The 24,921-nt window shown below is 69.7% G+C and carries 22 protein-coding genes; 12 read left to right on the top strand and 10 right to left on the bottom strand.

From position 1 onward, the window contains the following. Positions 1-102: 102 nt before the first annotated feature. Entirely contained in the window at positions 103-1,473 is a 1,371-nt protein-coding gene (locus tag ACSQ2F_RS05215) for a hypothetical protein (RefSeq protein ID WP_436020482.1), read from the top strand. Between the two features lie 59 nt (positions 1,474-1,532). Here the strand turns inward: ACSQ2F_RS05215 and ACSQ2F_RS05220 are convergent, their stop codons facing one another. Further along, positions 1,533-3,356, bottom strand: coding sequence for an aminopeptidase P family protein (locus ACSQ2F_RS05220; RefSeq protein WP_436020484.1), 1,824 nt, complete (start codon positions 3,354-3,356; stop codon positions 1,533-1,535). Between the two features lie 44 nt (positions 3,357-3,400). Further along, positions 3,401-4,816, bottom strand: coding sequence for a TAXI family TRAP transporter solute-binding subunit (locus tag ACSQ2F_RS05225; protein WP_436026736.1), 1,416 nt, complete (start codon positions 4,814-4,816; stop codon positions 3,401-3,403). A 101-nt stretch (positions 4,817-4,917) separates the two neighbouring features. Here ACSQ2F_RS05225 and ACSQ2F_RS05230 point away from each other — a divergent pair, with 101 nt between their 5' ends. The 5 genes from ACSQ2F_RS05230 to ACSQ2F_RS05250 all read left to right on the top strand — a co-directional run bounded on the left by ACSQ2F_RS05230 (position 4,918) and on the right by ACSQ2F_RS05250 (position 10,119). Next, entirely contained in the window at positions 4,918-5,619 is a 702-nt protein-coding gene (locus ACSQ2F_RS05230; protein ID WP_436020486.1) for a response regulator, read from the top strand. Next, positions 5,616-6,920, top strand: a complete 1,305-nt coding sequence (locus ACSQ2F_RS05235; protein WP_436020488.1) for an ATP-binding protein — start codon at positions 5,616-5,618, stop codon at positions 6,918-6,920. Before ACSQ2F_RS05230 ends, ACSQ2F_RS05235 begins: the two co-directional genes overlap by 4 nt. Positions 6,921-6,972: 52 nt before the next feature. After that, the gene (locus tag ACSQ2F_RS05240) at positions 6,973-7,377 is read left to right on the top strand and encodes a VOC family protein (protein ID WP_436020490.1); all 405 of its coding nucleotides are present in this window, start codon (positions 6,973-6,975) and stop codon (positions 7,375-7,377) included. Positions 7,378-7,513: 136 nt separating this feature from the next. Further along, positions 7,514-8,428, top strand: a complete 915-nt coding sequence (locus ACSQ2F_RS05245) for a DUF808 domain-containing protein (RefSeq protein ID WP_436020492.1) — start codon at positions 7,514-7,516, stop codon at positions 8,426-8,428. Between the two features lie 191 nt (positions 8,429-8,619). After that, a complete protein-coding gene (locus ACSQ2F_RS05250; protein ID WP_436020494.1) occupies positions 8,620-10,119 on the top strand; it encodes a methyl-accepting chemotaxis protein in 1,500 nt (499 codons plus the stop codon). 58 nt (positions 10,120-10,177) lie between these two features. On the opposite strand, the gene ACSQ2F_RS05255 is transcribed toward ACSQ2F_RS05250, so the two are convergent. After that, positions 10,178-11,296, bottom strand: a complete 1,119-nt coding sequence (locus tag ACSQ2F_RS05255) for a PEP-CTERM sorting domain-containing protein (RefSeq protein ID WP_436020496.1) — start codon at positions 11,294-11,296, stop codon at positions 10,178-10,180. A 209-nt stretch (positions 11,297-11,505) separates the two neighbouring features. Between ACSQ2F_RS05255 and ACSQ2F_RS05260 the strand changes: the two genes are divergently transcribed. After that, entirely contained in the window at positions 11,506-12,141 is a 636-nt protein-coding gene (locus tag ACSQ2F_RS05260) for an FMN-binding negative transcriptional regulator (protein ID WP_436020498.1), read from the top strand. A 64-nt stretch (positions 12,142-12,205) separates the two neighbouring features. Here ACSQ2F_RS05260 and ACSQ2F_RS05265 read toward each other — a convergent pair whose 3' ends face one another. The 3 genes from ACSQ2F_RS05265 to ACSQ2F_RS05275 all read right to left on the bottom strand — a co-directional run bounded on the left by ACSQ2F_RS05265 (position 12,206) and on the right by ACSQ2F_RS05275 (position 16,629). Then, positions 12,206-13,372 (bottom strand): aminotransferase class III-fold pyridoxal phosphate-dependent enzyme, encoded by a 1,167-nt coding sequence (locus ACSQ2F_RS05265; protein WP_436026738.1) that lies wholly within the window; start codon positions 13,370-13,372, stop codon positions 12,206-12,208. A gap of 367 nt (positions 13,373-13,739) precedes the next feature. Then, on the bottom strand, positions 13,740-16,112 hold the full coding sequence (locus ACSQ2F_RS05270; protein ID WP_436020500.1) for a penicillin-binding protein 1A: 2,373 nt from the start codon (positions 16,110-16,112) through the stop codon (positions 13,740-13,742). Between the two features lie 79 nt (positions 16,113-16,191). Then, a complete protein-coding gene (locus ACSQ2F_RS05275; RefSeq protein WP_436026740.1) occupies positions 16,192-16,629 on the bottom strand; it encodes an FKBP-type peptidyl-prolyl cis-trans isomerase in 438 nt (145 codons plus the stop codon). Positions 16,630-16,751: 122 nt separating this feature from the next. On the opposite strand from ACSQ2F_RS05275, the gene ACSQ2F_RS05280 reads away from it, so the two are divergent. Together ACSQ2F_RS05280 and ACSQ2F_RS05285 are read left to right on the top strand one after the other, a co-directional pair. Further along, positions 16,752-17,744: a tRNA-dihydrouridine synthase gene (locus ACSQ2F_RS05280; protein ID WP_436020502.1), complete on the top strand. Its 993-nt coding sequence runs from the start codon at positions 16,752-16,754 to the stop codon at positions 17,742-17,744. Then, entirely contained in the window at positions 17,741-17,965 is a 225-nt protein-coding gene (locus ACSQ2F_RS05285) for a hypothetical protein (protein WP_436020504.1), read from the top strand. The genes ACSQ2F_RS05280 and ACSQ2F_RS05285 overlap by 4 nt, the downstream gene beginning before the upstream one ends. Positions 17,966-18,606: 641 nt before the next feature. Here the strand turns inward: ACSQ2F_RS05285 and ACSQ2F_RS05290 are convergent. Beyond that, on the bottom strand, positions 18,607-18,792 hold the full coding sequence (locus ACSQ2F_RS05290) for a hypothetical protein (RefSeq protein ID WP_436020506.1): 186 nt from the start codon (positions 18,790-18,792) through the stop codon (positions 18,607-18,609). A gap of 1 nt (position 18,793) precedes the next feature. Here ACSQ2F_RS05290 and ACSQ2F_RS05295 point away from each other — a divergent pair, with 1 nt between their 5' ends. Then, positions 18,794-18,976: a hypothetical protein gene (locus ACSQ2F_RS05295; protein ID WP_436020508.1), complete on the top strand. Its 183-nt coding sequence runs from the start codon at positions 18,794-18,796 to the stop codon at positions 18,974-18,976. A 782-nt stretch (positions 18,977-19,758) separates the two neighbouring features. Here ACSQ2F_RS05295 and ACSQ2F_RS05300 read toward each other — a convergent pair. Then, positions 19,759-21,555: a glutamine--tRNA ligase/YqeY domain fusion protein gene (locus tag ACSQ2F_RS05300; RefSeq protein ID WP_436020510.1), complete on the bottom strand. Its 1,797-nt coding sequence runs from the start codon at positions 21,553-21,555 to the stop codon at positions 19,759-19,761. A gap of 279 nt (positions 21,556-21,834) precedes the next feature. Here ACSQ2F_RS05300 and ACSQ2F_RS05305 point away from each other — a divergent pair, with 279 nt between their 5' ends. Both ACSQ2F_RS05305 and ACSQ2F_RS05310 read left to right on the top strand, forming a co-directional pair. Further along, complete coding sequence (locus ACSQ2F_RS05305) at positions 21,835-22,242, top strand: hypothetical protein (protein ID WP_436020512.1); 408 nt, start codon at positions 21,835-21,837, stop codon at positions 22,240-22,242. A gap of 152 nt (positions 22,243-22,394) precedes the next feature. Next, the gene (locus ACSQ2F_RS05310; RefSeq protein ID WP_436020513.1) at positions 22,395-22,772 is read left to right on the top strand and encodes a hypothetical protein; all 378 of its coding nucleotides are present in this window, start codon (positions 22,395-22,397) and stop codon (positions 22,770-22,772) included. Between the two features lie 8 nt (positions 22,773-22,780). Here ACSQ2F_RS05310 and ACSQ2F_RS05315 read toward each other — a convergent pair whose 3' ends face one another. Both ACSQ2F_RS05315 and ACSQ2F_RS05320 read right to left on the bottom strand, forming a co-directional pair. Further along, positions 22,781-23,590 carry a LytR/AlgR family response regulator transcription factor gene (locus ACSQ2F_RS05315; RefSeq protein ID WP_436020515.1) on the bottom strand — a complete coding sequence of 270 codons (810 nt, stop codon included), beginning with the start codon at positions 23,588-23,590 and terminating at the stop codon, positions 22,781-22,783. Next, positions 23,587-24,660, bottom strand: coding sequence for a sensor histidine kinase (locus ACSQ2F_RS05320; protein WP_436020517.1), 1,074 nt, complete (start codon positions 24,658-24,660; stop codon positions 23,587-23,589). Before ACSQ2F_RS05320 ends, ACSQ2F_RS05315 begins: the two co-directional genes overlap by 4 nt. Positions 24,661-24,921: the final 261 nt, after the last annotated feature.

The following is a 24,921-nucleotide window of genomic DNA, read 5'->3' on the forward strand; positions in this document are numbered from 1 at the left end:
ATGCAAGCGCCATCCCTAACTTGCAGCTGACGGGAAGTGCGCGGAGACGCGAACGCTGTGTAGGCTGCGGGCATCGTTGATTGCCGTCTTCCTGGAGTCCCCATGCGCCTGCCCGAGCTTCGTTCGACGCTGTTCCTCCTGGCAGCGCTGGCCGCGTGGGTGTCGGCGCCGGCCGCCGACCTGCCCGACGGCTGGCGCGCCCGTCCGGCGGCTGGTGGAACGCTGTACGAGGCCGTGGGTCTGCCGGCCGGGCATGTCTTCTCACTGCTGGCGCCGGCCGCCGTTCAAGTCGGCGATGCGTCGGCAGCGCAGGCCTTCGAGCGTGCCAAGGCTGCGGCCACCCAGGACCTCGATGGCCCTCTGCGCTGCGAGGCGGCGCAGGTTGAATCGGGCAGCGTGCGCCAGCAGTGCCGCAGCGGTGCGGTGAATGCGAGCTTCGTGATGCTGCCGGTCCGGAACGGGTCGGCGCGGGTGCTGCGCATCCTGGCGGCGGGCGAGGAATCGGCGCTCGAGCGCCGCAAGGAGGGCTTCTCCGTCGCCATGAAGCGCGAGACGGAACGCTGGCGAGCGGAGGCCACCGGCGCTGGTGGAACCCCTGCTGCCACCGCACCACCCGCGCAGACGACCACGCCCGCCAAGGCCCGGCCCAGCGATCGAGCGCTCGCCGAGGCCTCACGCAAGGAAGCCCGCGCGGCCATTGAACGCGCCATCCGCACCGTCCCGGGCAAAGGCCTCAAGCCGGGCGACTACGACACCGTGCTCTTCAGCTGGGACCAGCGCTATCAGGTCACCGGTCTGCAGTATTCCGAGACGGTCTACCTGCTGCTCAATGACGGCGCGGCCTACACCGGTCTCGCGATACCGCCCGAGGACTTCGACGCTGCCGCCTCACGGCGCCTTCAACCGGACCGCTGGGTGCAGTGGCGCCGGGACGGCGGCAAGTACCAGGTGCGGCGTGACGCCTCCTCGGAGTGGAAGACGCTCAAGGCCTGGCCCGCCGTGCCCGGCCGTCGGGACGAGCGCCTGAACGGCACGTTCACCCATTCGTCGTACGGCAGCTTCGGCGGCCTGGGCGGATGGGCGAGCACCAACAGCCTGGTGTTCGGCGCGGACGGCCGCTTCGAGGAGTTGTCCCATACCACGCACGGCACGGGCGTGGTGCAGGCCGGCAACGGCTACACCGGTGGCTCGGCCGGCGGGCACAGCGGCAAGGGCAGCTGGGGCACGAGTTCGGGGACGCAGGGCCCGGGTGCAGGCGGCGAGGGCGGCACCGTCACCGCCGGCTCGCAGACTTCCCGCAACGACGGGTCGGCGTACACGGGCCGCTATCGCATCGACGGCTGGCGCCTTTCGCTGGAGCGTGACAACGGCACCGTCGAGCACCAGCTCTTCCTCTACACCACCGAAAAGCGGGAAGACCTGCACATCGGCGGGAGCGGCTACGCGTCCGCTGCGAAGAAGAGCCGCCGGTAGGTGCCTCGCTCGCGGGGCTGCGTCAGTTCAGGGGGCAGGCCGACCACCCGCGTCCGCGGTCAGATCGCCTCGGTGCGCTGCAGGAGCCAGGCCAGCGCGTCGCCGCTGACGAGCGGTGACAGCCGCTCCCGCACGGTGGCGTGATACCCGTTGAGCCATGCCACCTCGTCGGGCCGCAACAACGACGGCTCGATGCAGCGCGTGTCGATGGGGCACAGGGTCAGCGTCTCGAACTCCAGGAACTCGCCGAATTCGCTGCTCACCTCGGGCGTCGGGCACGGCACGTTGAGCACCAGGTTCTCGATGCGGATGCCCCACTGGCCGGGCCGGTACAGCCCGGGCTCGATGCTCGTGATCATGCCGGGCTGCATCGCCATGTTCGCGTCGGGTACCGCCTTGGAGATGCTCTGCGGTCCCTCGTGCACATTGAGGAAGTAGCCCACGCCGTGCCCGGTGCCATGGCCGTAGTCCAGGCCGTGCACCCACAGCGGTGCGCGGGCGATGGCGTCCAGCATGGGCGAGAGCGTGCCACGCGGGAAGCGCGTGCGGCTCAGGGCCATCGTGCCCTTGAGCACCAGGGTGTAGTCCCGCCGCTGGTCGGCGGTCACCGTGCCGATGGGCCACACCCGGGTGATGTCGGTGGTGCCCCCCAGGTACTGAGCGCCCGAGTCGATCAGCAGCAGGCCGTGCCCCTCGAGGGTGGCGTGCGAGGCGGCCGTGGCGCGATAGTGCGGCATCGCACCGTTGGCGTTGAAGCCGGCGATGGTCGGGAAGCTCAGTCCCACGAAGCCGGGCCGCCGGGCGCGCGCGGCCGTCAGGCGTTCGTCGATGGTGATCTCGGTGATGGGCTCCTTGCGCGCCGGGTCGGCCAGTGCCTGCTCGAACCAGGCATAGAACTCGCACATGGCGGCGCCGTCCTCCGCCATGGCGTGGCGCACATGGGCCGCCTCGGCGGCAGACTTGCGGCTCTTGAGGAGGGTGCTCGGGTTGATGGCCTCCACCACGCGCACGGCCGCCCCGACATGCTCACGCAGGCCCAGGGTCACCCGTCGAGGGTCCACCAGCAGCGCGGCACCGGCGGGCAGGGCCGCCAGCGCGGGACCCGCCTCGGCGTAGGGGCCGAGGGCCACGCCGTCGGCACGCAGTGCGTCGGCCAGGGCCGCGGGCACCTTGCCCTCGGCCACGAACAGCGTGGCCGCGTTCTGGTCGATGAGCAGGTGGGCAAGGAACACCGGGTTGTAGTCGACGTCCGCACCCCGCAGGTTGAGGATCCATGCCACGTCGTCCACGGTGGAGACGAAGTGGTGGGTGGCGCCGTGGGCGGCGAAGGCGTCCCGGACCTGCTGCAGCCGGGCGGCACGTGCCTGCGTGGCAAAGGGCGGCTGATGCTCGTAGACGGGGGCATCCGGCAGCCCGGGCCGGTCGGGCCAGGCGCTGTCGAGAACGTCGACGTCGGTGCGAAAGGCGATGCCGGCGTGGGCGAGGGCGTCGCGCAGCGCGTGCGACGCGGCCAGCCCGAGCACGTGACCGTCCACGGCCAGGGCGCCACCGCGCGGCACGTTGGCGACGATCCAGTCGATGTGGTGCGAGGCCGCGCCGGTGGGGATGCGCACCAGTTCGATGTCCGTCCCGGCCAGTTCGGCCTCGGCCTGCACCCAGTAGCGGCTGTCGGCGAAGAGCGCCGCCCGTTCGGTGGTCACCACGAGCGTGCCCATGGAGCCGGTGAAGCCCGACAGCCACTCACGGCCCTGCCAGCGTTCAGGCAGGTATTCGGACAAATGCGGGTCGGCTGACGGCACCAGCACCGCGTCGAGGCCGAGCCGCGCGAGCGCGTCGCGAACGCGCTGCACGCGCAGCCGGATGGGGGAGGTGCGTTGGTCCATGGGAGCAGGCCGTTCTGGGGTACGGAAATTCTAGTGGCCGGCCGTCAATCCGCGGCGGCGGGAGGGAGTCCCGTCAGCTTGCGCCGCACCATGTCGATGTGGGCGCGCAGCGAGTACAGCTCGTCGGCATAGCTGAGCGGCACGCTGACGTGCTCGACCTTGTGCTCGATCTCATCGAGCTCGCGCGTCAGTTCGTCCACGGGCCGGCGGCCCGCGGCGTTCTCCAGGATGCGCAGCTGCCCGTACCAGCGGAACACCCGCGAGCGGATGCGGAACTCATAAAGCGGGGGCACCACGCGTGACAACGGGATGAGGATGGCGATGATCGAGACCATCACCACCCACATGCGGTCGATCAGGTTGGCCAGCCAGAACGGCAGGTAGCGCTGCAGGAAGGGCGGGCCGTTGCGGTAGTAGCGCTCGGCCTCGTCGGCCAGCGGCCGCTCGGCCCCGCGGGCGCTCGGGAAGTCGCCCTTGCGCTGGAACCACCCTGCGCCGCCGTGCACCGTGTGGGTGGCTTGCATGAACAGCTGGATGAGCGCCGGATGCGTGCCTTCGCGCGTCACGAGGGTGGCCGTCGGGGCGATCAGGCGCACGTCCGCCGGCGGCAGGTCACGCGCGAGGTCCACCACGCCACGGGGCAGCGTCACCGGCGTCAGGAAGGGGAACCGGCGCGAGTAGGCGTCGGCATGCAGCACGTCGAAGAGCCGGATGCCGGGCGTCTGCAGCAGCATCTGCACCATCACCGACTCGGGGGCGGAGGCGAACACGATGGCATCGATCTCGCCCTCGAGGAAGTCCACCACGGCGGGTGTCTGCGGCTTCTGCAACAGGGTGAGCCCTGCCGGGTCGATGCGGTTGGCCTCGATCAGGCGGCCCATCAGGTTGGGCACGCCACTGCCGGGCGCGCCGATGTTGAGCTTCCAGCCTTGCAGTGCCGACAGGCTGCGGATGCCATCCTCCGGTGCGCCGGAAGCGCCGGCCGGTGACGACCCGGGTGCCTTGCGGGGGCCCGGCTTCGCCGGAGCCGGCAGCAGGCGGCGCGCCGAATCCTCCCGGTAGAAGAGCCACACCGGCTCATAGAACAGGCTGCCGAGCGAGACCAGGTCGCGGTCGATGTCGTCGTCCGGGGCACGCTCGACGTCGGCACCGCCCTGGACGAAGGCGAAGTCGACGCCGGAGTCGGGGTCGCGCAGCAGGTCGAGGTTCTCGGCGGCTCCCTGCGTGGAGCGAAGGGTGACGGTGATGCCGTGGGCCTTCAAAAGGTCGGCGTAGCGGCGACCGAACTCGGCGTAGGCGCCCTGGTCGGTGCCGGTGGCGAGCACCACCTGCCGTGGGGGGTTCGGGTCCAGCAACCAGTAGGCCACGCCGAGGAGGGCGACGGCGAGCACGACGAAGGGACCGGCGGTCGCGAGGAGATCGCGGAACGACAGCAGCGTGTTGCGCAGGGCTTGGGGCATCGAGGGCATGTCGGAGGTCGGGACGCGAGCTCCGACGATACCTCGCCTCGGCCGCCGCAGCCGCGTTATGCTTTTCGGTCCTGTTCCGAAACGAAACCTCGATGCGCCTGCTGCTGGTGGAAGACGACCGGATGATCGGCGAGAGCCTGCGCAGCGCACTGCGCCTGGAGGGCTACGCCGTCGATTGGGTGCGAGACGTGGCCGCGGCCAAGGCCACGCTCTCCACCGAGCGCTTCGATGCGGTGCTCCTGGACCTTGGACTGCCGCCGGGCGGGCCGAAGGACTCGGGCGACGAGGGCGGCCTGGGAGTCTTGCGCGAACTGCGCTCGCGCGAGGACACCACCCCGGTCATCGTGCTGACCGCCCGCGACGCGCTGGGTGACCGCGTCAAGGGCCTGGACGCAGGTGCCGACGACTACCTCGTCAAGCCGTTCGAGCTGGACGAACTGTGCGCGCGGCTCAGGGCGGTCATGCGCCGCCACGGCGGCCGCGCCCAGCCCGTGCTGTCGCACGGCGGGGTGACGCTCGATCCGTCGACTCGCCAGGTCACCCGGGACGGCGTGCCGGTGCTGCTGTCGGCCCGCGAGTTCGCCGTGCTGGAGGCCCTGATGCAGCGCCCGGGCGCGTTGCTCTCGCGTGCCCAGCTGGAAGACCGCCTCTACGGCTGGGGCGAGGAGATCGAAAGCAACGCGGTGTCGGTGTACATCCACCAGCTGCGCCGCAAGCTCGGAGCGGGTTTCATCGGCAACATGCGCGGCGTCGGCTACTTCGTCGGCCCGGCACCGGGCGACGGCTCGGCATGAACTCCATCCGCCTGCGCCTGCTGCTGGCGCTGCTTGCCATGCTCGCCACGGCGGCCGCGGTGCTGGGGGGCGTCACCTACCGCAACGTGCTGGTGCAGACCGAAGCGCTGTTCGACTACCAGCTGCGGCAGATGGCGCTCTCGTTGCGCGACCAGGGCGAGATCGCGCCCAGCCAGGCCAATGCCCTGGCCGATGGCGAGCTCGACTTCGTGGTGCAGATCTGGAGCGTGGACGGCCGAAGCATTTACGCCACCCGCGACCATGCCAACCTCCCGGCGCGCGCGTTGCTGGGCCTGGCCGAGGTGAACGTGAATGGCCAGGTGTGGCGCACGTTCAGCGTGGCCACCCGCGACCGCGTCATCCAGGTGGCCCAACCGGCGCTCATCCGCAAGCGCCTGGCGGCCGACGCGGCCTTGCGCAGCGTGCTGCCGCTGCTGTTCCTGGCGCCTGTGCTGGCCTTGTTCGGCTGGTGGGTCGTGGCCCGGTCACTCGCGCCGCTCGAGCGCGTGGCGGCCGGCGTGCGCCAGCGCGACGAACACGTGCTGGACCCCTTGCCCACGGGCGGGCTGCCGGATGAGGTGGAGCCGCTGGTGGGGGCGCTCAACGCACTGCTGGTGCGCCTGGGCGAGTCCTTCGACGCCCAGCGCGCCTTCGTGGCCGATGCCGCCCACGAATTGCGCTCGCCCCTCACCGCGCTGACCCTGCAATTGCGGCTGCTGCGCCGTGCCCCGGACGAGGCGAGCCGCGAGGCCGCGCTCACGGCGCTGGGCGCCGGCATCGAGCGCTCGACCCGGCTCGTCGAGCAGCTGCTGACCCTGGCCCGCAGCGAACCGAGCGCTGCGGCGGCGCCGGCCGTCCGGCTCGATCTGGCCGAAGTCGTCCGCGAGGCGCTCGTCGACACCGTCCCGTATGCCGTCTCGCGTGGTTCTGAACTGGAACTGCACGCCGAGGAGGCCGTGCCGCTCACGGGCGATCGCACCGCACTTGGCGTGCTGGCGCGCAACCTGGCCGACAACGCCCTGCGCTATTCACCACCCGGTGCTCATGTCGTCGTCCGTGTGGGGCAGGCCGACGGCGCGCCGTTCCTGCAGGTGGACGACAACGGCCCCGGCATTCCGCCGGAAGAGCGCTCGCGGGTCTTCGACCGCTTCTACCGGCGCGAGTCGAGCGACGAGGGCGGCAGCGGCCTGGGCCTGGCCATCGTCGACAGCATCGCCCGCCGGCACCACGCCAGCGTCGCTCTCTCGGAATCGCCCCTCGGCGGGCTGCGCGCGACGGTTCGCTTTGGTGACAGCCGCTGAGGCGCGGCCCTGCTAAGGTGGGCGCCTTCCCACTTCCCGACCAGGATCTCCCATGGGCGTGCAACTCAAGAAGCAGGCGATCGACCTCGGCATCGTCACCACCAACGGCCCCGCCATGCTGGCCTTCTACCGTGACGTGCTGGGCCTGCAGTACCTTCGCGAGATGCCCATGCCGGGCGGCAGCGGCGTGATGCACCAGCTCATGTGCGGCGAGAGCATGGTCAAGCTGGTCGTGGCCGAGAGCACGGCTGAGGAGGCGCCCAAGGGCGGCATCCAGGGCGCCACCGGCTACCGCTACTGGACCATCACCATCAGCAACCTCACCGAGGTCATGGCCCAGGTGGCCGCCGCGGGGCACAAGGTGGTCGTCAAGGAACGCGAGTTGCGACCGGGCGTCACCATCGGCATCGTGGCGGACCCGGACGGCAACTGGGTCGAGTTCCTCTCCGTGGCCTGAACCGCCGGACTGCCGTGCGCGGGCTGATGCCCTGCCTCCGGAGGCGGGCGCTGCCTTCCGCGCCTTCCCAGCGTCATGGGGGTGCGCCGGCACATCCGCTACGATGCGCACCTTCCCAACCTGACGAGCCCATGCCATGGCCGGAGCCAGCCTGCTTGCCCTGATCGACGACATCGCCACGATCCTCGACGACGTGGCGGTCCTCACCAAGGTGGCCGCGAAGAAGACGGCGGGCGTGCTGGGCGACGACCTGGCACTCAATGCCCAGCAGGTGTCGGGGGTCAGTGCCGAACGCGAGCTGCCGGTGGTGTGGGCCGTCTTCAAGGGCTCGGCCCTCAACAAGCTCATCCTCGTACCGGCGGCCCTGGCCATCAGCGCCTTCATCCCCTGGGCCGTGGTGCCCCTGCTGATGGTGGGCGGGGCCTTCCTCTGCTACGAGGGCTTCGAGAAGCTGGCACACAAGTTCCTGCACAGCAAAGACGAGGACGACGACCATCACGAGAAGCTGGCCCATGCCGTGGCCGACCCCTCGCTGGACCTCGTCGCCTTCGAGAAGGAAAAGATCAAGGGCGCGGTGCGCACCGACTTCATCCTGTCCGCCGAGATCGTCGCCATCACGCTCGGAACCGTCTCCGACAAGGACTTCATCACGCAGGTGGTGGTCCTGGCCGGCATCGCCGCCGCCATGACGGTCGGCGTGTACGGGCTCGTCGGCGGCATCGTCAAGCTCGACGACCTGGGTTTGCTGCTGCGTCGCAAGACGTCGGCCGTGGCCCGGGGCATTGGCGCGGCCATCCTGGCGACCGCGCCTTACCTCATGAAGGGTCTGTCCATCGCCGGCACGGCAGCCATGTTCCTCGTGGGCGGGGGCATCCTGGTGCACGGGGTGCCGATGCTGCACCACGCCGTCGAAGGCATGGTGGCCGGCATGGGTGGCTTCACCGGTGCCCTGGCCGAGGCCGCGGCCAACGCAGCGGTGGGCGTGCTGGCCGGCGCGGTGGTGCTGGGCGCGGTGACGCTCGGCCGCAAGCTGTTCGGCAAGTCGGCCTGAGCCCCGGCAAGGCCGCCGCCGGCACGCTTGCGCGGCCGGCCTGGTGACAAAAGCCGCACAACGCCTCGCGTCCACCGGCCCACGGCTCAAGTTCGGCGGTCGGCTGCCGACACATCACGAAACAACTTCCCGGCGCCCCGTGCGGCCGGGCCAGGGAGCTTTCGTATGACGTCCGCGCCGAACCGCCTGCCATGTCACTGACCTCACTCTCCCTCCGTTCGCGACTGCTGCTGTCCTTTGGCGTGCTGGCTGCCGTGATGCTCGGCATCACCGGCGTGGCCGCCTTCTCCGTGTCGGGCGGCGCGCGTGCCGCCGTGATGTCGGGTGGGGCCGCCGGCCTGGCGCTGGCGGCGCTGACCGCGTGGTGGCTGCAGCGCGCCATCTTCGCCCCGCTCAGCCAGGCGACGGCGGTGGCGCAGCGCATGGCCGCCGGCGACCTGACCGCCACCGCGGCGCGCAAGGACCAGCACGGGGGCGGCGAATGGGCGGGCCTCGACCAGGCCCTGCAGACGCTCGGCGAACGCCTGTTCCAGGTCGTCACCGACGTGCGCGCCGGCACCACGACGCTGGCCAGCACCTCGTCCTTCATCAGCCGTGACAACACCGCGCTGTCCACCCGCACCACCGAGCAGTCCGTGTCGCTGCGTCAGACGGCCGACTCCATGGCCCAGCTCACCTTGGCCGTGCGCCAGAACGCCGAGGACGCGCAGCGGGCCAACGCACGGGTGGCCACCGCCACCGAGCAGGCGTTGCGCGGCGGCCAGGTGGTGAGCCAGGTGGTCGAGACCATGGGCTCGATCCAGGCGAGTTCGCGCAAGATCCACGACATCATCGGCGTCATCGATGCCATCGCCTTCCAGACGAACATCCTCGCGCTCAATGCCGCCGTCGAAGCGGCGCGGGCCGGCGAGCAGGGCCGGGGTTTCGCGGTCGTGGCATCGGAAGTGCGCATGCTGGCCCAGCGCTCGGCGGACGCCGCCAAGGAGATCAAGTCCCTGATCGGCGACTCGGTACAGCGGGTGGAGGAGGGCAGCCAGCTCGTCGGGGACGCCGGCCGCACGATGAGCGAGATCGTCGAGTCGGTCACCGTGGTGACGGACCTGATGAAGAACATCAGCGGCGCGAGCCAGAGCCAGTCGCAAGGCATCGAATCGGTGAACGTGGCGATCGCCAACATCGACGGCGCCACCCAGAAGAACGCCGAACTCGTCAAGGTGGCCGGGCAGAGCACGGCCACGCTCAACGAATATGCGGTGTCGCTGCTGCGCAGCGTGTCCACCTTCAACCTCGGCACGCGTGAGTACGGCAGTGCCGAAGAGGCCGAGGCCATGGTCAAGGCCGGCATGGCGTTCTACCGCGAGCACGGCCGCGACGCGCTGGTCGCCGAGATCAACAAGCTGGGCAAGGGCCGCTTCGTCGACCGTGACCTGTACCTGTTCGCCGTCGGCGTCGAGGACTCCACCTTCGTGGCCCACGGCAACAACCCGCGCGTGCTCGGCCTCGGCAACGCCAGTGTCGACAGCGACGGCAAGTTCTTCGTGCGCGAGATGGCCAAGCTCGCCAAGACCGGTGGTCAGGGCTGGGTCGACTACAAGTGGGCCCACCCGATCACGAACGAGGACAAGCTGAAGTCCTCGTACGTCGAGCGTGCGGGCGACCTGGCCATCGCCTGCGGCATCTACCGGCAGTGACCCTGCGGCCGGCCGGCGGCGCCGGCCTTGCCGGTGTCCCGGCCACGCGCCGGATCGCTCACGGCGCCGGCCGGCCCGGACGGTGACGCCCGGCTCGGCGACGGACACCGAGCAGTGCAACGCCCAGCATCATCGTGACCCAGGTCTCGGGCTCCGGCACGGGGGCCGCGACCGCATTCAGGATGAAGGCGCGCGCCAAGCCGTTGAACCGGCCATAGCCGACGATCTGCCCGGCGTTGTTGATGTCGGTGACCTCGTGCAGGACCCATCCGGCGGCGGAAGGATCCAACAAGGTGTTGAGATCGACGGCGGCCGAGTTGCCGTCCGTCAGGAAGGCGCGCGGGTCACCCTCGAAGGCTGACCTGAAGACGCCGCCGATCAGGCCCGCATCGTTGATGGCAGTTGCTTCGCTGCGTCCGTCCGTCCCGGTCAGGCCGAAGGTGTCCAGTGCCACCATGCCGGCGGCGTCGGTGTACAAAAAAGCGGTCTGCTGGTTCGCCGCCGAGGCAGCGTAACCGACGACGTCGCCGGCGGCGTTGATGGCACTCGAGCGGCTGTAGTCGCCACCCAATGTGCCGAGCAGGTCGATGCCCCCGGCGTCATGGCGAGCGGCGCGTTCCGTGCCGCCAGCGTCGGTGGAATCGAGCACGTAGCCGGCCACCTGGCCACTTTGATTGAGGTCGTGCACGATGTCATAGAGCGGCAGTTCCTCGAAGCCGGTTCCAGGGGTGAACTTGTACGAATAGCCGCTGGAGCCGTCGTAGCCCGAACCGATGAACACGCCGGCATCGTTGATGCGATTGGGGCCGAACTTGCCCGCCGGCAGGTACTCGACCGAGCCGGCACCACGGTAGACGAAACCGGTCTCACCCAGGTGGCCCGTCAGGTGCCCCAGGTTGTTGATGCCGTACGCGCTGACCGGCGTGCCCGCCGCCACACCGATAAGGGAGGCCACATCCTCGACCCCCGACCCGGGCGTGTAGAGGAACGCCGAGCTCGAACCCCGCATTCCGATCACCTGCCCCAGGTCGTTGATCTGCGAGGCCGTCGACACGTCCGGACCGAGCAGTGCGCCCAGGTCGAACAGCTCGTATCGGGGCAGGGCCGCCTGCGCAGAAAGGCTTGCCAGGGCGAAGGCCAGGCAGATGCCGGCCGGGATTCGGGAACGGGTGGGCATGGGAGCCTCCGAAGGAGTTGAACCCTGACCGTAGTTCATCGCCTCAGGAATACCATCCCCATGTTGACCTCCTCGATGCGCGCTCGCATGACGGCACGTCCCGGCGCCGGCCAGATCTCGTTCAGCACCGGTCCGAGACCGACGTCGAGCGCCCGCTCGGGACATGAAGCACAGGTCGCGCGACCGCAGCCCCATGTGAAAATCGCTCCATGTACTCGCCCAAGCCCTTCGACGTCACCGACGTCTCCATGCTCCAGGACCTGATCCGCGAACAGCCCCTCGGGCAGTGGGTCACGCTGGCGGAGGGCGAGCTGCTGGCGAACCCGGTGCCCTTCCTGCTCGACACGACGCGCGGCGAGTACGGCACCCTGGTCGGGCATGTGGCCCGCGCCAACCCGGTGTGGCAGGCGTTCTCGCGCGAGGTCGAATCGCTGGTCGTGTTCCAGGGGCCGCAGGCCTATGTGTCGCCTGCCTGGTACGCGAGCAAGGCCGTGCACGGCAAGGTGGTGCCCACGTGGAACTACGCCGTCGTGCAGGCGCGCGGCCTGCCCTGCGTCATCGAGGAGCCGACCGCCTTGCGCGGCATCCTCGCCGCCCTGACGGACCGTCACGAAGGCGGCCGTGCCGCGCCGTGGCACCTCGACGATGCGCCGGCCGACTTCACCGACACCTTGCTGACCCAGATCGTCGGCATCGAGATTCCGCTCACCCGCTTGACCGGCAAGTGGAAGGTCAGCCAGAACCGCCCCGCCGCCGACCGCGCCGGCGTGGTGGCGGGCCTGCAATCCGAGGCGGATCCGCAAGCCCGGGCCATGGCCGCGCTGGTGGCGCAACGGGGCGGCTGACGGGCGCTGCTGGCGGGCACCTTGCCCTGCCAATGGCGGGCACCCGTCCAGGGTCAGGACAACGTCACCCGCCGCCTGCCGCGACCATGACCGCTTCGGTGATCGCCTCGATGCCGAGCGCCGTCTCCTCTTGCGAGATGTTCAAAGCCGGCATCAGGCGCAGCCGGTGGGGCCGTACCGCATTGACCAACACGCCGGTGCCACCGCGCTCGCGCAAGGCCTCCGCCGCCCGGGCGGCAGCGTCCGTCCGGGGCAGGTCCAGGGCAAGCAACAGGCCCCGGCCGCGCACCGGGCCGCTGCCCAGGCGCCTGCCGAGGCGGTCCAGGCCGTCCCGCCATTGCGCGCCTCGTGCACGGACCTCGGCGAGAAAGCCCGCGCCAGCCACCGCATCGATCACCGCGAGCGCCGCCGCACAGACGAGCGCGTTGCCATTGAACGTGCCGCCCTGGTCACCCGGCGCGAAGCAGCACACCCCTTCACGCGCGAGCAACGCGCCGATGGGCGCGCCACCGCCAAGGCCCTTGCCGAGGGTCATGATGTCCGGCCGGATGCCCGATGCCTCGTGGCCCCACCACTGCCCGGTGCGGCCCACGCCCGTCTGCACCTCGTCGAGGATCAGCAGCAGGCCGTGGTCATCGCACAGGCGGCGCACCGCTTGAAGGAAGTCGGGGCGGGCCTCGACGACGCCGGCTTCGCCCTGGATCGGCTCCAGCATCACCGCCACCGTGCGTGATGAGACGAGGACCTCGATGCTCGCCAGGTCGTTCAGCCGCGCCTTGGGGAAACCGGGCACCTGGGGCGCGAACAAGGTGTCGAAGCCGGGCTTGCCGCTGGCGCTCATGGTGGCCAGGGTCCGGCCATGGAAGCTGTCAGCGAAGGTGATGATCTCGTAGGCGCCGCCGCGGTGCAGCTGGCCGAACTTGCGGGCGAGCTTGATGGCGCCTTCGTTGGCCTCGGCGCCGCTGTTCGTGAAGAAGCAGCGGTCCAGCCCGCACAGCCCCGTGAGGCGCGAGGCGAGCGCGATGGCCGGGGCGTTGTGAAAGCCCGGCCCGACGTGCATCAGTTCGGCGGCCTGGCGCGCCAGTGCCTCGACCACGGGTGGCGCGGCATGGCCGAGGGTGTTCACGGCCCAACCCTGGACCAGGTCGAGGTAGCGGCGGCCCTCGCCGTCCCACAGCCAGCTGCCGCGGCCACGGGTGAAGACCGGCGAGGGTCGGTGAGTGACGGTCATCAGGGCGTCGATCGCCGGGCGGGAGGCTGCGGACGGCCCGTTGGATGTCGCGGCGCCGGGCAGGCCGGACGTGTGCGGGGATGCAAGAGTCATTGCCTTCGTTTCCTTGGGTGAGGGAGAGGACGAAGGCCACGAGGAGGACCGCTCGGGGCCGGCGTTGCCGGAGGGCTTCACGCCAGAATGCAAAAGGCCACGAGAGGTTTCGTGGCCTTGGGGATGAACGCTGATCCGTGTCAGCGCCCGGGCAGGACGAAACCGCTCAACGTCGACGTCGAGCGGATCGTCGGGCGCAGGCCCGGATGAAGGCGAGGGGGGTGGCGTTCACGGAACCAGCATACCGCAGGGGCGACGACGCGGCGAGTCGATTTCAATCGAAGGCCATCGGGCCCGCGGGCGGCGCCCCCGGCACACTGTCGGCCGCAGGGGCGGACGCCGCGGGTGGAGACACGGGCGCGACGCTTGGCACGACGGTCGGTTCGTCGAACCCGATGCCGGCATGTGCACCGCCGAAGGCCCATTCGATGTACACCCAGTCGCCGTCCTTGGCGATGACGTCGTCCGGCGCGCGCGGCGTGTCGACCGGCACGCCCTGCAAGGCGTGCTCCATGAACTCGATCCACACCGGCAGGGACAGCGCGCCGCCGGACTCGCGCGCACCCAGGCTGCGCGGCCGGTCGTGCCCGATCCACACCACGGCTGCGAGGCTCGGGTGGAACCCGGCGAACCAGGCGTCGACCGCGTCGTTGGTGGTGCCGGTCTTGCCGTACAGGTCCTGCCGCTTGAGCACCGTCTGCGCACGCGCGCCGGTGCCCGTTCGCATCACTTCGTTGAGCACGCTGTTGGTGACGAAGGCGTTGCGCGCCGGGATGGCGCGCTCGCTGTCGTCCCGTTCCACCGGCCCGGCCTCGAACAGCACCTGCCCGCGGGCATCGACGATGCGCTCGATGAGGCGCGCCGGCACTCGGTGCCCGCCGTTGGCGAGCACGCCATAGGCGCCCGCCAGTTGCAGGGGCGTCGTCTGGCCGGCGCCCAGGGCGAGGGTGAGGTCGGCCGGGTGCTGGGCCGGATCGAACCCGAAGCGGGACGTCCACTCGCGCGCCGCTGCCGGGCCGATCATCTGCACGAGCCGGATGGTCGCGATGTTGCGGGAGCGCGCGAGAGCCTGGCGCAAGGTCAGGGGACCGTCGAACCGACCGTCGGCGTTCTGAGGGTCCCAGTCCGGTGACCCGGTGCCGCCGGGCAGTGACAGCGGCGCGTCGTTCAGCAGCGTGGCGGGCATCACGCGCTGCTCCAGCGCTGCCGACACCAGAAAGGGCTTGAAGCTCGAGCCCGGCTGCCGCCAAGCGTTCGCCGCGTGGTTGAACTGGTTGCGACCGAAGTCGAACCCGCCGACCAGGGCGCGCACCCGGCCGGTCGTGGGTTCGTTGGCCACCAGGGCACCTTCGACCTCCGGCCACTGGCGGATGGCCCACGCGCCCTCGGCACCCGGAGTACGCAGGAGGCGGACGATGGCGCCGCGGCGGATGGCGCTGCGGCCTTGCGCGCGCGGCGCGAGGCTGGCCTGAGCCTGCCGCAGCCCGTCGCCGCGCACCTCCACCACCTCGCCCGTGGCGAGGGTGGCCTGCACGCGCTGCGGGCTCGAAGCGGTGACGATGGCGACGCGCAGGTCGTCGTCGTCCGCATGGTCGGCGAGCAGCTCCGCGGCGTCGCCCGGGGCCATGTCGTCAGGCAGCTCCTCGTGGTCTTCCGGGCCGCGATAGGGCTGGCGCGCGTCGTAGGCGAGCAACCCGCGCCGCAGGGCCCGACGCGCGGCATGCTGGTCGCCGGACTGCAAGGTGGTCGTCACCTGCAGGCCCAGGGTGTAGGCGCTCTCGCCGTATCGATCGAAGACGATCTGTCGCACCATCTCGGCGGCGTGCTCGGCGTGCAGTCCCACATCACGACCGGAGCGGATGTGCAGCGGCTCCTCTCGCGCTGCAAGCGCCGCCTCGTCGGTGATGAGGCCGGCCGTACGCATGCGTTCGATCACCTGGAGCTGCCGCTGGCGCGCGCGGTTGAAGTTGGTGATGGGGTTGGCGTGGATGGGGTTCTGCGGCAGGCCGGCGAGCATCGCGTGCTCGGCGAGGGACAGCGCCGTCAGCGTCTTGCCGAAGTAGGTCTGCGACGCGGCCTCGAAGCCGTAGGCGCGATGGCCCAGGAAGATCTGATTCATGTACAGCTCGAGCACCTGGTCCTTGCTCAGCTGGCGCTCGATCTTGACCGCGAGCAGCATCTCGCTCAGCTTGCGGATGTAGGTCTTGCGCGACGAGAGGTAGAACGTCCGTGCCACCTGCTGCGTGATGGTCGAGCCGCCCTGGCTGCGACGCGATTGCCACAGGTTGGTGAGCACCGCGCGCACCACGCCGCGCGCGTCGACGCCGAAGTGATCGCGAAAGCGCTTGTCCTCGACGGCCAGCACGGCCTCCTGCAGTTCACGAGGGATCTGGCTGATGGGCATCAGGTAGCGCCGTTCGGCGCCGAACTGGCCGATCTCGATGCCGTCGCGCGTGTAGACGCGCAGCGGCTGCTTGGGCCGGTAGTCGGTCAGCTCGGTGAGGTCCGGCTGCCGTCGGTAGAGGAAGGCGGCGGCAATGGCCGCGCAGAGCAGCCCGACGCACGCGGCTGTCAGGAAGCCGAGCGCCAGCCGCGCGAAGAGGCGGGCGCCGCGCGGGCGGCCCGGGGAAGGGAGCAGGGAACTCACGCGCGGATTATCGCGATGGCGCGCGTGTCACCCGGCGGCGGGCTGCGGCCCGCCGCATCGGGCAAGGTGCTTCAGCAGCTCAGCGGCCCGCCACTTCCAGCAGTTCGATCTCGAACTGCAAGGTCGCGTTGGGGGGAATCACGCCGCCTGCGCCACGCTCACCATAGGCGATGGAGGGCGGGCAGGTGAGGCGCGCCTTGCCGCCCACTTTCATGCGCTGCACGCCTTCGGTCCAGCAGGGAATGACGCGGTTGAGGGGAAAGCTCGTGGGCTCGTTGCGCTTGAAGGAGCTGTCGAATTCCTTGCCGTCGAGGAAGGTGCCGCGGTAGTGGACCTTGACGGTGTCCGTGGCGGCGGGACTCGCGCCCTTGCCGTCCTTGAGCGACAGGTAGACGAGGCCGCTGGCGGTCTTCACGGCGCCCTTGTCCTGGGCTGCGGAGGCCGCCGTCGCGGACTGGGCCCAGGCGGGCGATGCGGCAGCGAAGGCGAGTGCAGTGGCGCACAGCAGGTGTTTCATCATCGGTCTGTCTCCGTGGGTTGGCGGGCCGCCATGATGTCCGTTCGTGCGGGATCGCGCAAATCCAGGGCCAAGCGGGCCCCGGCCATCGGGGACAATGGCGGGCTTCGCTCCACGTTCCCATGACCATCCTGCTCGCGCCCATGGAAGGGCTGCTCGACTTCACGCTGCGCGACATCCTTACCCGCGCCGGCGGCATCGACCGCTGCGTCTCCGAGTTCATCCGGGTGACGGGCACCCTGCTGCCCGAGCGGGTGTTCTATCGCGTCGTGCCCGAGCTGTACAACGGCGGGCGCACACCGGCCGGCGTGCCGGTGCGCGGGCAATTGATGGGCTCCGACGTGGTGTGCCTCGCCGAGAACGCCGGACGGCTGGGCGAACTCGGCACCACGGGCGTGGACCTGAACTTCGGTTGTCCCGCCAAAGTGGTCAATCGCCACGGGGGCGGGGCCGCCCTGCTGGCCGACCCCGACCTCCTGCACCGCATCGTCGGCGCGGTGCGCCGTGCCGTGCCGTCGGCGGTGCCCGTGTCCGCCAAGATGCGGCTCGGCATCGACGACAGCTCGCGCGCCATCGAATGCGCGCTGGCCATCCAGGAGGCCGGCGCCGATGAACTGGTCGTTCACGGCCGCACCAAGGCCGATGGCTACCGGCCACCGGCGCGCTGGCACTGCATCGGCGAGATCCGCGCCGCCGTGCGTGTGCCGGTGGTGGCCAACGGCGAGATCTGGAACGTCGCCGACGCCGAGGCCTGCCGCCGGGAATCGGGCTGCGACGACCTGATGCTCGGCCGCGGCATGGTCGCGTACCCCGGCCTCGCCCGCGCCATTGCGGACCCCACCCGTCCGCCCCTGGCGTGGGCCGCCCTCATGCCGCTGATGGCGGCGTTCTGGCAGCTGGTGTGCGCCAAGATCGAGCCCCGTGCCCAGGCCGGCCGACTGAAGCAATGGCTCAACTACCTGCGCCGCCACTACCCCGAGGCGGGCGAGGCCTACCTGCGCTTGCGCGCCATCAACGATCCTGCTGCGCTGGCCCTCGGCCTCTTCGGCAGCACGCCCGACCTGCATTACGCTCACCAGTCCGCCACCTCGACGTGGCGTGGAGAAACCCCATGAAGACGTACAACATCGAAGTCCAGAAATTCAAAGGCATGTCCAACGGCAACGGCCTCATCAACGCCCAGATCGACGCGCTGGTGCTGCCCCTGAACCCCGCCGAGGGCAAGATTCCCACCACCTGGCTCAGCATGAGCGAGGACAACGCCCGCGTGCTCCAGCAACTCCTCAAGGCCCAGCTGGCCGAGGTGGACAAGCGCAAGGCGCGCAGCCAGCGCTGAGGCCGCCGCCAGCAAGGCGGGGCAAATCTTCGATCGATGGGGTCGGGTCTCCCATTTCGCAGTCGGCCGCTGGGTTCAGATCTCGGATCTCGCAGCTCGGTGCTTGCCGATGCAAAATGGCAGACTTGACCCTAAACGCTCAGCGACTCCGTGGGCGCACACCGCCCAAACATGCTGAGCCGGCTGCGCGCGCCACCGTTCCCCTCGTGCGCGATGCCGCGCCGGGAATTCGCCCCGGCGGGCGAGTAACTTTTCTGCTGGTGCAGAAAAGTCACCAAAAGAGCACCTTGAACACCAGCTTCGGCTTATACGGCTCTGCTGCTCCTTCTCCGCGGGACTCGCGCGTCGAACGCCGAGGACTTGACCACGCCAGGACTTCTCGCCAGGCTCCGACTCGCGGGGTCTGCCTGCGGTAGCTTCCGATTCAATTGAGCCATTCAGGTCGTCCCGCCGATGGCGGAACATCCTGCTTGGCGCAGGCGGGCACGCCTGCACGGGTTGGCATCGGCACTGCGATGGAGCGTCTCACTCCCGCGCGACGGAGGGGGCGAACGTCGCGCAATACGGGGTCAGGTTCGCTAATCTGCGGCGACGTACTTGGCTAAGCGGATTTGCGAACCTGCCCCCGGCCGTACCGTTTGTCAGCCGCCCGCTTCCCGCGCCGAACCGTCTTCCGGTCCAAGGTCGGCACCGATCAGATGGATGAGCTTGTGCGTGCAGGCTTCGGTGACGGCCTTCGGCGTCAAACCACCGACCATCAGGTCAACGCTGAGCGCTCGGACGGCCAGGGGGTGCCTCGCTACCATGGCCGGCGTCAGGACTCCCATTTTGAAGACCGACACCTGCCGATGCAAAAAGACCGGCCTGGCCTCGGATGCCTATGTCATGCGGGCGAAGGCCGGCATCCGCGGCATCTCGCGGGAGCGATGCTCCATCGCAATGCCGAAGCCAACCCGTGCAGGCGCGCGCCTGCGCTCAGCAGGATGTTCCGCCATCGGCGGAACGACGTGAATGGCTCGATTGAATCGGAAGCTACGCAGGCAGACCCCGCGAGTCGGAGCCTGGCGAGAAGTCCTGGCGCCATCACGTCCTCGGCGCTCACCGCGCGAGTCCCGCGGAGAAGGAGCAGCAGGCCCGAATAAGCTGAAGCTGGTGTTCAGGTGCTCTTTTGGTGACTTTTCTGCACCAGCAGAAAAGCTACTCGCCCGCCGGGGCGAACTCCCGGCGCGGTCTCGCTCAAGAGGGGGACGATGACGGGCGAGGAACTCGTGCTCAGAGCACCACGGGGTCACGTCTTCCATTTTGCAGATCAGCATTCGCCGATGCGAAAAGGCAGCCCTGACCCCGGCCCTCGACCGCGTTGCCGATGCCTGCGGGTGCAGGCGGGTGCGCGGCCCAGCAGGATGTTCCGCCTTCCGCGGAACGACGCGAATGGCGCGATTGAAACGGGCGCTCACGGAGGCAGACCCCGCGAGTCCGAGCCTGGCGAGAAGTCCTGGCGTCATCACGTCCTCGGCGCTCGCCGCGCGAGTCCCGCGGAGAAGGAGCAGCAGGGCCGAATAAGCTGAAGCTGGTGTTCAGGTGCTCTTTTGGTGACTTTTCTGCACCAGCAGAAAAGTTACTCGCCCGCCGGGGCGAATCCCGGCGCGGTCTCGCTCAAGAGGGGGACGATGACGGAAGGGGAACACGGGCTCAGAGCAAGACGGGGTGACGTCTTCCATTTCGCAAATCAGCATTCGCCGATGCAAAAAGGCAGACTTGACCCCAGCCCTCTAAATTCGGCCCTCAGGCCATCACTTCGCCGCCCACGTGTCCTTCAACGTCGTCGTCCGGTTGAACACCAGCCGCCCGGGTTGATGGTCATGTCGGTCGGCCACGAAGTAGCCATGGCGCTCGAACTGGAACTTGTCGTCGGGCCGGGCCGTTGCCAGTGACGGCTCGACCCAGGCCTGCACCACCTTCAGGCTGTTCGGGTTGATGACGGTGAGGAAGTCGGTGCCGCCGGCGTCCGGCTGGGGCACGGTGAAGAGCCGGTCGAAGAGGCGCACTTCCGCGGGCAGGCCGGTCGTGGCGCTGACCCAGGTGATCACGCCCTTGACCTTCACCGCGTCGGCGCCCGGCGTGCCGCTCTTGGTGTCCGGCACGATGGTGGCGAGCACGGCGGTGATGTTGCCCGCGTCATCCTTTTCACAGCCGGTGCACTCGATGATGTGGCCGTACTTCAGGCGGGCCTTGTTCCCGGGATAGAGGCGGTGGTAGCCCTTGGTCGGCACCTCGAGGAAGTCCTCGCGTTCGATCCAGAGTTCGCGCGTGAGCACGAAGTCGCGCTGGCCGCGCTCGGGATGGCCAGGGTGCACGGGCGCGTGGCATGCGTCGGCGAAGTCGTCGCTGCCGAAGACCTCGGCGAAGTTGGTGAGCTTGAGCTTGAGCGGATCCAGCACGACGCAGGCGCGTGCGGCCTTCGGGTCGAGGTCGTCACGCAGGGCGATCTCGAGCGAACTGTAGTCGAGCCACCCGCCGGCCTTGCTCACGCCGCTGCGCTCGGCCAGCAGCTGCAGGCTTTCCGGCGTGTAGCCGCGGCGGCGCAGGCCGACGATGGTCGGCAGGCGCGGGTCGTCCCAGCCGCTCACATGGCCGTCGGCCACGAGCTGGCGCAGCTTGCGCTTGCTGGTGACGATGTAGGTCAGGTTGAGCCGGGCGAACTCGTACTGGTGCGGCCGCGGCTGGGCCAGCAGGCCGAGCGTGCAGAGGTGGTCGAGCAGCCAGTCGTAGAAGGGCCGCTGGTCCTCGAACTCGAGGGTGCAGATGCTGTGGGTGATGTTCTCCAGCGCATCCTCGATGGGGTGCGCGAAGGTGTACATCGGGTAGATGCACCAGGTGTCGCCCGTGTTGTGATGGGTGGCGCGACGGATGCGGTAGATGGCCGGGTCGCGCAGATTGATGTTGGGGCTCGCCATGTCGATCTTGGCGCGCAGCACCATCGAGCCGTCGGGGTGGCCGCCGTCGCGCATCTCGCGGAAGCGGGCCAGGTTCTCGGCCGGTGAGCGATGGCGAAAGGGGCTGTCGACGCCGGGGTGGCCGAAGTCGCCGCGGTTGGCGCGCATTTCCTCGGCTGTCTGCTCGTCCACGTAGGCGAGGTCGGCGCCGATGAGGGCCTCGGCCGCGCGGTACATGAAATCGAAGTAGTTGCTGGCGTGGTACAGGTGCTCGGTGCCCTGCGACGTCCAGTCGAAGCCCAGCCACTTCACCGCATCGAGGATCGCATCGACGTACTCCTGCTCTTCTTTCTCCGGATTGGTGTCGTCGAAGCGAAGGTGACAGGCGCCAGCGTAGTCGCGGGCGAGGCCGAAGTTCAGGCAGATGCTCTTGGCGTGTCCGATGTGCAGGTAGCCGTTGGGCTCGGGCGGGAAGCGGGTGCGGATGCGGGCCGGGTCCGGCAGGCCTGCGGCGTGATGGGCGGCGTCGCCGGGGCTGCCGCCGAAGCGGCGGGTGGCGTAGGTGCCCTGGGCGAGGTCGCGTTCGACGATCTGGCGCAGGAAGTTGCTGGGCTTGGTGTCGGCGCCGCCGGGTGTGCTCTTGTCGTCGCTCATGGAATCGGCTTGGATGTCTGCGGTCGTGCCGCGTGGAGAAGGACCGCGGCGCGGGGCCTGCCAGTCGAAAAACCATTGTAGACCTCACCCCTTCGTGCGCCGCAGGTGAGGGCTCGTGCTCATCCGGGGGCCGCTGAGTCGTTGCCGTGCAGGGCAGGCTGGACGTCGCGAACGCGCCGTGACCTACTTCACGCCGTTGCTCATTGCCGACCGTCAGCCCCCGCAGCTGAAGGGGCCGACGGACTGGCCCGGAGGGGCTGCGCGGGAAACAATGCCGCCATGAGCCGTACCCCTTCGTCCGACGATTCCCGCTTCGCCCCCACCAGCGTGCCGGGCTGGGCCACGACGCTGTCGCCGGCGGACGCCGCGATGCGGCCCGTGGTGCGTCCCATGCCGGCCGCCCTGGCGAGCCCCGAACTGCGTCAGCGCCAGCCGCAGCGCCGGTCGCTCACCGATACCGCGCACGTGTGGCTGGCGCGCCTGCCGCCGCGCTTCCAGCCCTTGTGCACCGCACGCTCGCATCCGCACATCGTGAACCGCATGGCGGAACTCTGGCCCCTGCCGGAGCAGTTGCCCGCCTATTTCGACGAGCTCCTGCTGAGCCCCCGGGAAGGGCGGCGCGGTTTCGCGTTCGAGGTACTGACGGAGCTGTTCGACCTGCAGGCGCTCCTGCAGACCCGACACTAGCGCCATCACGCCGGCCTTTGGTTAACGTCTTGCAACACACCGGCCAGCGGGAAAAGGGAATTCCGTCTCGCTCCTGTCCTCCGATTCCAGTCGGGCGCCGTTGTACGGCCCAGGCACTGCCGAAAGCGCGCAGAAACCGAAGGAGAGCGAACATGTCCGACCGCAAGACCCCTGTCCTCGTCGCCCTGGCCCTGGCCGGCGGCCTCTTCACCGCCACGGCCGCACAGGCTGGCGGCGTCAACTGGTCCGTGAACATCAATGTGCCGGGCGTCGTCTATGCCGAGCCCGGCTACTACGCCCCACCGCCGGTGTACTACGCGCCGCCCCCGCCGGTGTACTACCAACCGCGTCCGGTGGTGGTGCACCGTCCCCCGGTGGTGATCTATCACCCGGGGCAGCCGGCCATCGTGGGTGGCTCCTGGGAGCGTCATCGCCACCACCGCCACCACCGTCATGGGCATCGCCACGATCGCCATGACCGCCATGACGACTACCGCGGCCACCATGGCGACCGCGGCGGCCGCTGGTAAAGCGCGACTCACATCGCCTTGAACCGCTGGCTGTAGAGGCGACTCACCGCCAGCCGGTCGGGATGCCCGCGCAGGGTGAGCGTCACCTTGCCCGCTTCGTCCCGGTGCGCCGCGGCAATGGCGTCGGCCCGCACCACCGTGCTCCGGTGCACTTGCCAGAAGCGCTGGTCGTCCAGGCGCGGCAGCAGTTCGCGCAGTGACGTGCGGATCAGGTGTTCGCGGTCGGCGGTGATCACGCGAACGTACTTGTCCGCGGCCTCGAAGTACAGCACGTCGCCCACGGGCACCATGTGGATGGCATTGCCGGCGCTGGCCTGGATCACGGTCAGCGGCGCTGCGCCCGCCCCGGAGTTGCGCTCCAGCAGTCGGCGGAGTTGCGCCAAGGTGGCATCGAGCTCCGCCGGCGGGTGAAGTCCGCTCGCCTCGCGGCGTGCGGCCAAGGCCGCCCGCAGGCGCTCGCAGGCCTGGCCGAGCCGGTCAGGCCTCACGGGCTTGAGCACATAGTCCACGGCGGCGAGATCGAAGGCGCGCAGCGCGTACTCGTCGTAGGCGGTCACGAAGACGACCAGGGGCAGCGGCCGGCCATCCGGCCACTCTTCCGCCAGCTCGGCGGCGGCCTCGATGCCGGTGATGCCGGGCATGCGCACGTCGAGAAAAAGGACGTCGGGCGACCAGGCCAGCGCCTGAGTGACGGCCGCCGGCCCGTCCCCCACCACCGCCACGACTTGAAGCTCCGGCCAGAGGACCTGCAGGTCCGCCTTCAGCCCCTCGGCCAGCAGCGGTTCATCCTCGGCGATCAGGGCGGTCGGTGTCGTCATGGGGTGGCCTTCAGTGGGATGCGGACCGTCGCGAGGGTGCCTTGCTCGGCGCTGTCCGCGGGTTCAAGTGAAAACGCCGCTGCGGCGCCGTAGCGTGTGGACAGACGCTGGCGCACGTGGGCCAGGCCGAAGCGGCTGTCACCGGCCGTAGGCGCCGCGCGCGCCAGGCCGAGGCCGGTGTCCCGAACCGACACGACGAGCTGCTCGTTTTCCATGCGGGCGATCACGCTCAGGCGTCCGCCGGTGAGGTTCGGTTCGAGCCCGTGCTTGATCGCGTTCTCCACCAGCGGCTGCAGGAGCAGGGTCGGGACCGGAATGGCGGCCAGTTCGGGCGGCAGGTGCAGCTCCGTGCTCAGCCGTTCGCCCATGCGGATCTTCATCAGGGCGAGGTAGTCGGCCGTGCGTTCGAACTCGGCGGCCAGGCTGTGTTCCTGGGCCCGGGACGCCGCCAGGGTGGAGCGCAGGAAGGCGATCAGGTGGTCGAGCAGGGCCTGCGCGCGCGCCGGATCGCTGCCGATGAGCACGCGCAGGTTGGCCAGCGTGTTGAAGAGCATGTGGGGTTCGAGCTGGGACTGCAGCAGCATCAACTGGGCTTCCGCAGCCTCGCGCCGCTTGGCAGCCACCAGATCCGCCAGGTAGCGCCCTCGTCCGGTCGCCCAGAAGAAGTACGACACGCTGGCACCCAGCACCGTGTACAGGATGAGGTGGCCGGCCAGTTCGACCGGGCTCAGGAGCAGGGCGGTCCAGCGGTTGCGCCCGAGCAGGAAGTCGGCCAGCAGGCCCCCGGCCAGGTTGCCCACCACCACGCCGAAGACGGGAAGGGCGATGCCGCGCCAGCCTGCCGGCCAGCCGCCCGGGGCATCGGATCCGTCACGGCGCTGCACGGCAAAGCGGCCGAAGTCGATCAGCATCCAGGTGATGAGCCCGATGGCTTGCGCGTACACGAACTGCTCGACGAAGCGCGTGCTGCCCGGTCGCGCCAAGGTCAGGCAGGCGGCGATCAGGGTGTCGATCGCCACGACGATGAGGCCGTGCTTCAGGAAGTCGCGGGGAGAAGGGTGTTGCGTCATCGTTCGTAGGCCGGAGCGGGTGCACGAGGCAAGGCAAGGCGCCGCGGCAGTCTAGCGGCGCACGGATGAGGGCCTGCCCGGGCTGCAAGCATCATGCGACCGAAGGCGCGCCCCGACCGCATCGCCGCGACGAACCGGCCTGCGATGGCCGCGAAATGCGTTCGGCGACCCCTGAACGGCGGCTCACCCGCCCCCGGAGCGGGGGTTTGGAGGTGTCACCCCGGGCGTCTATAGTGCGGGCGATCATTTCGGAGAGTCTTT

This window comes from Rhizobacter sp. LjRoot28 (assembly GCF_964253025.1).
Classification (GTDB): Bacteria; Pseudomonadota; Gammaproteobacteria; order Burkholderiales; family Burkholderiaceae_C; genus Rhizobacter.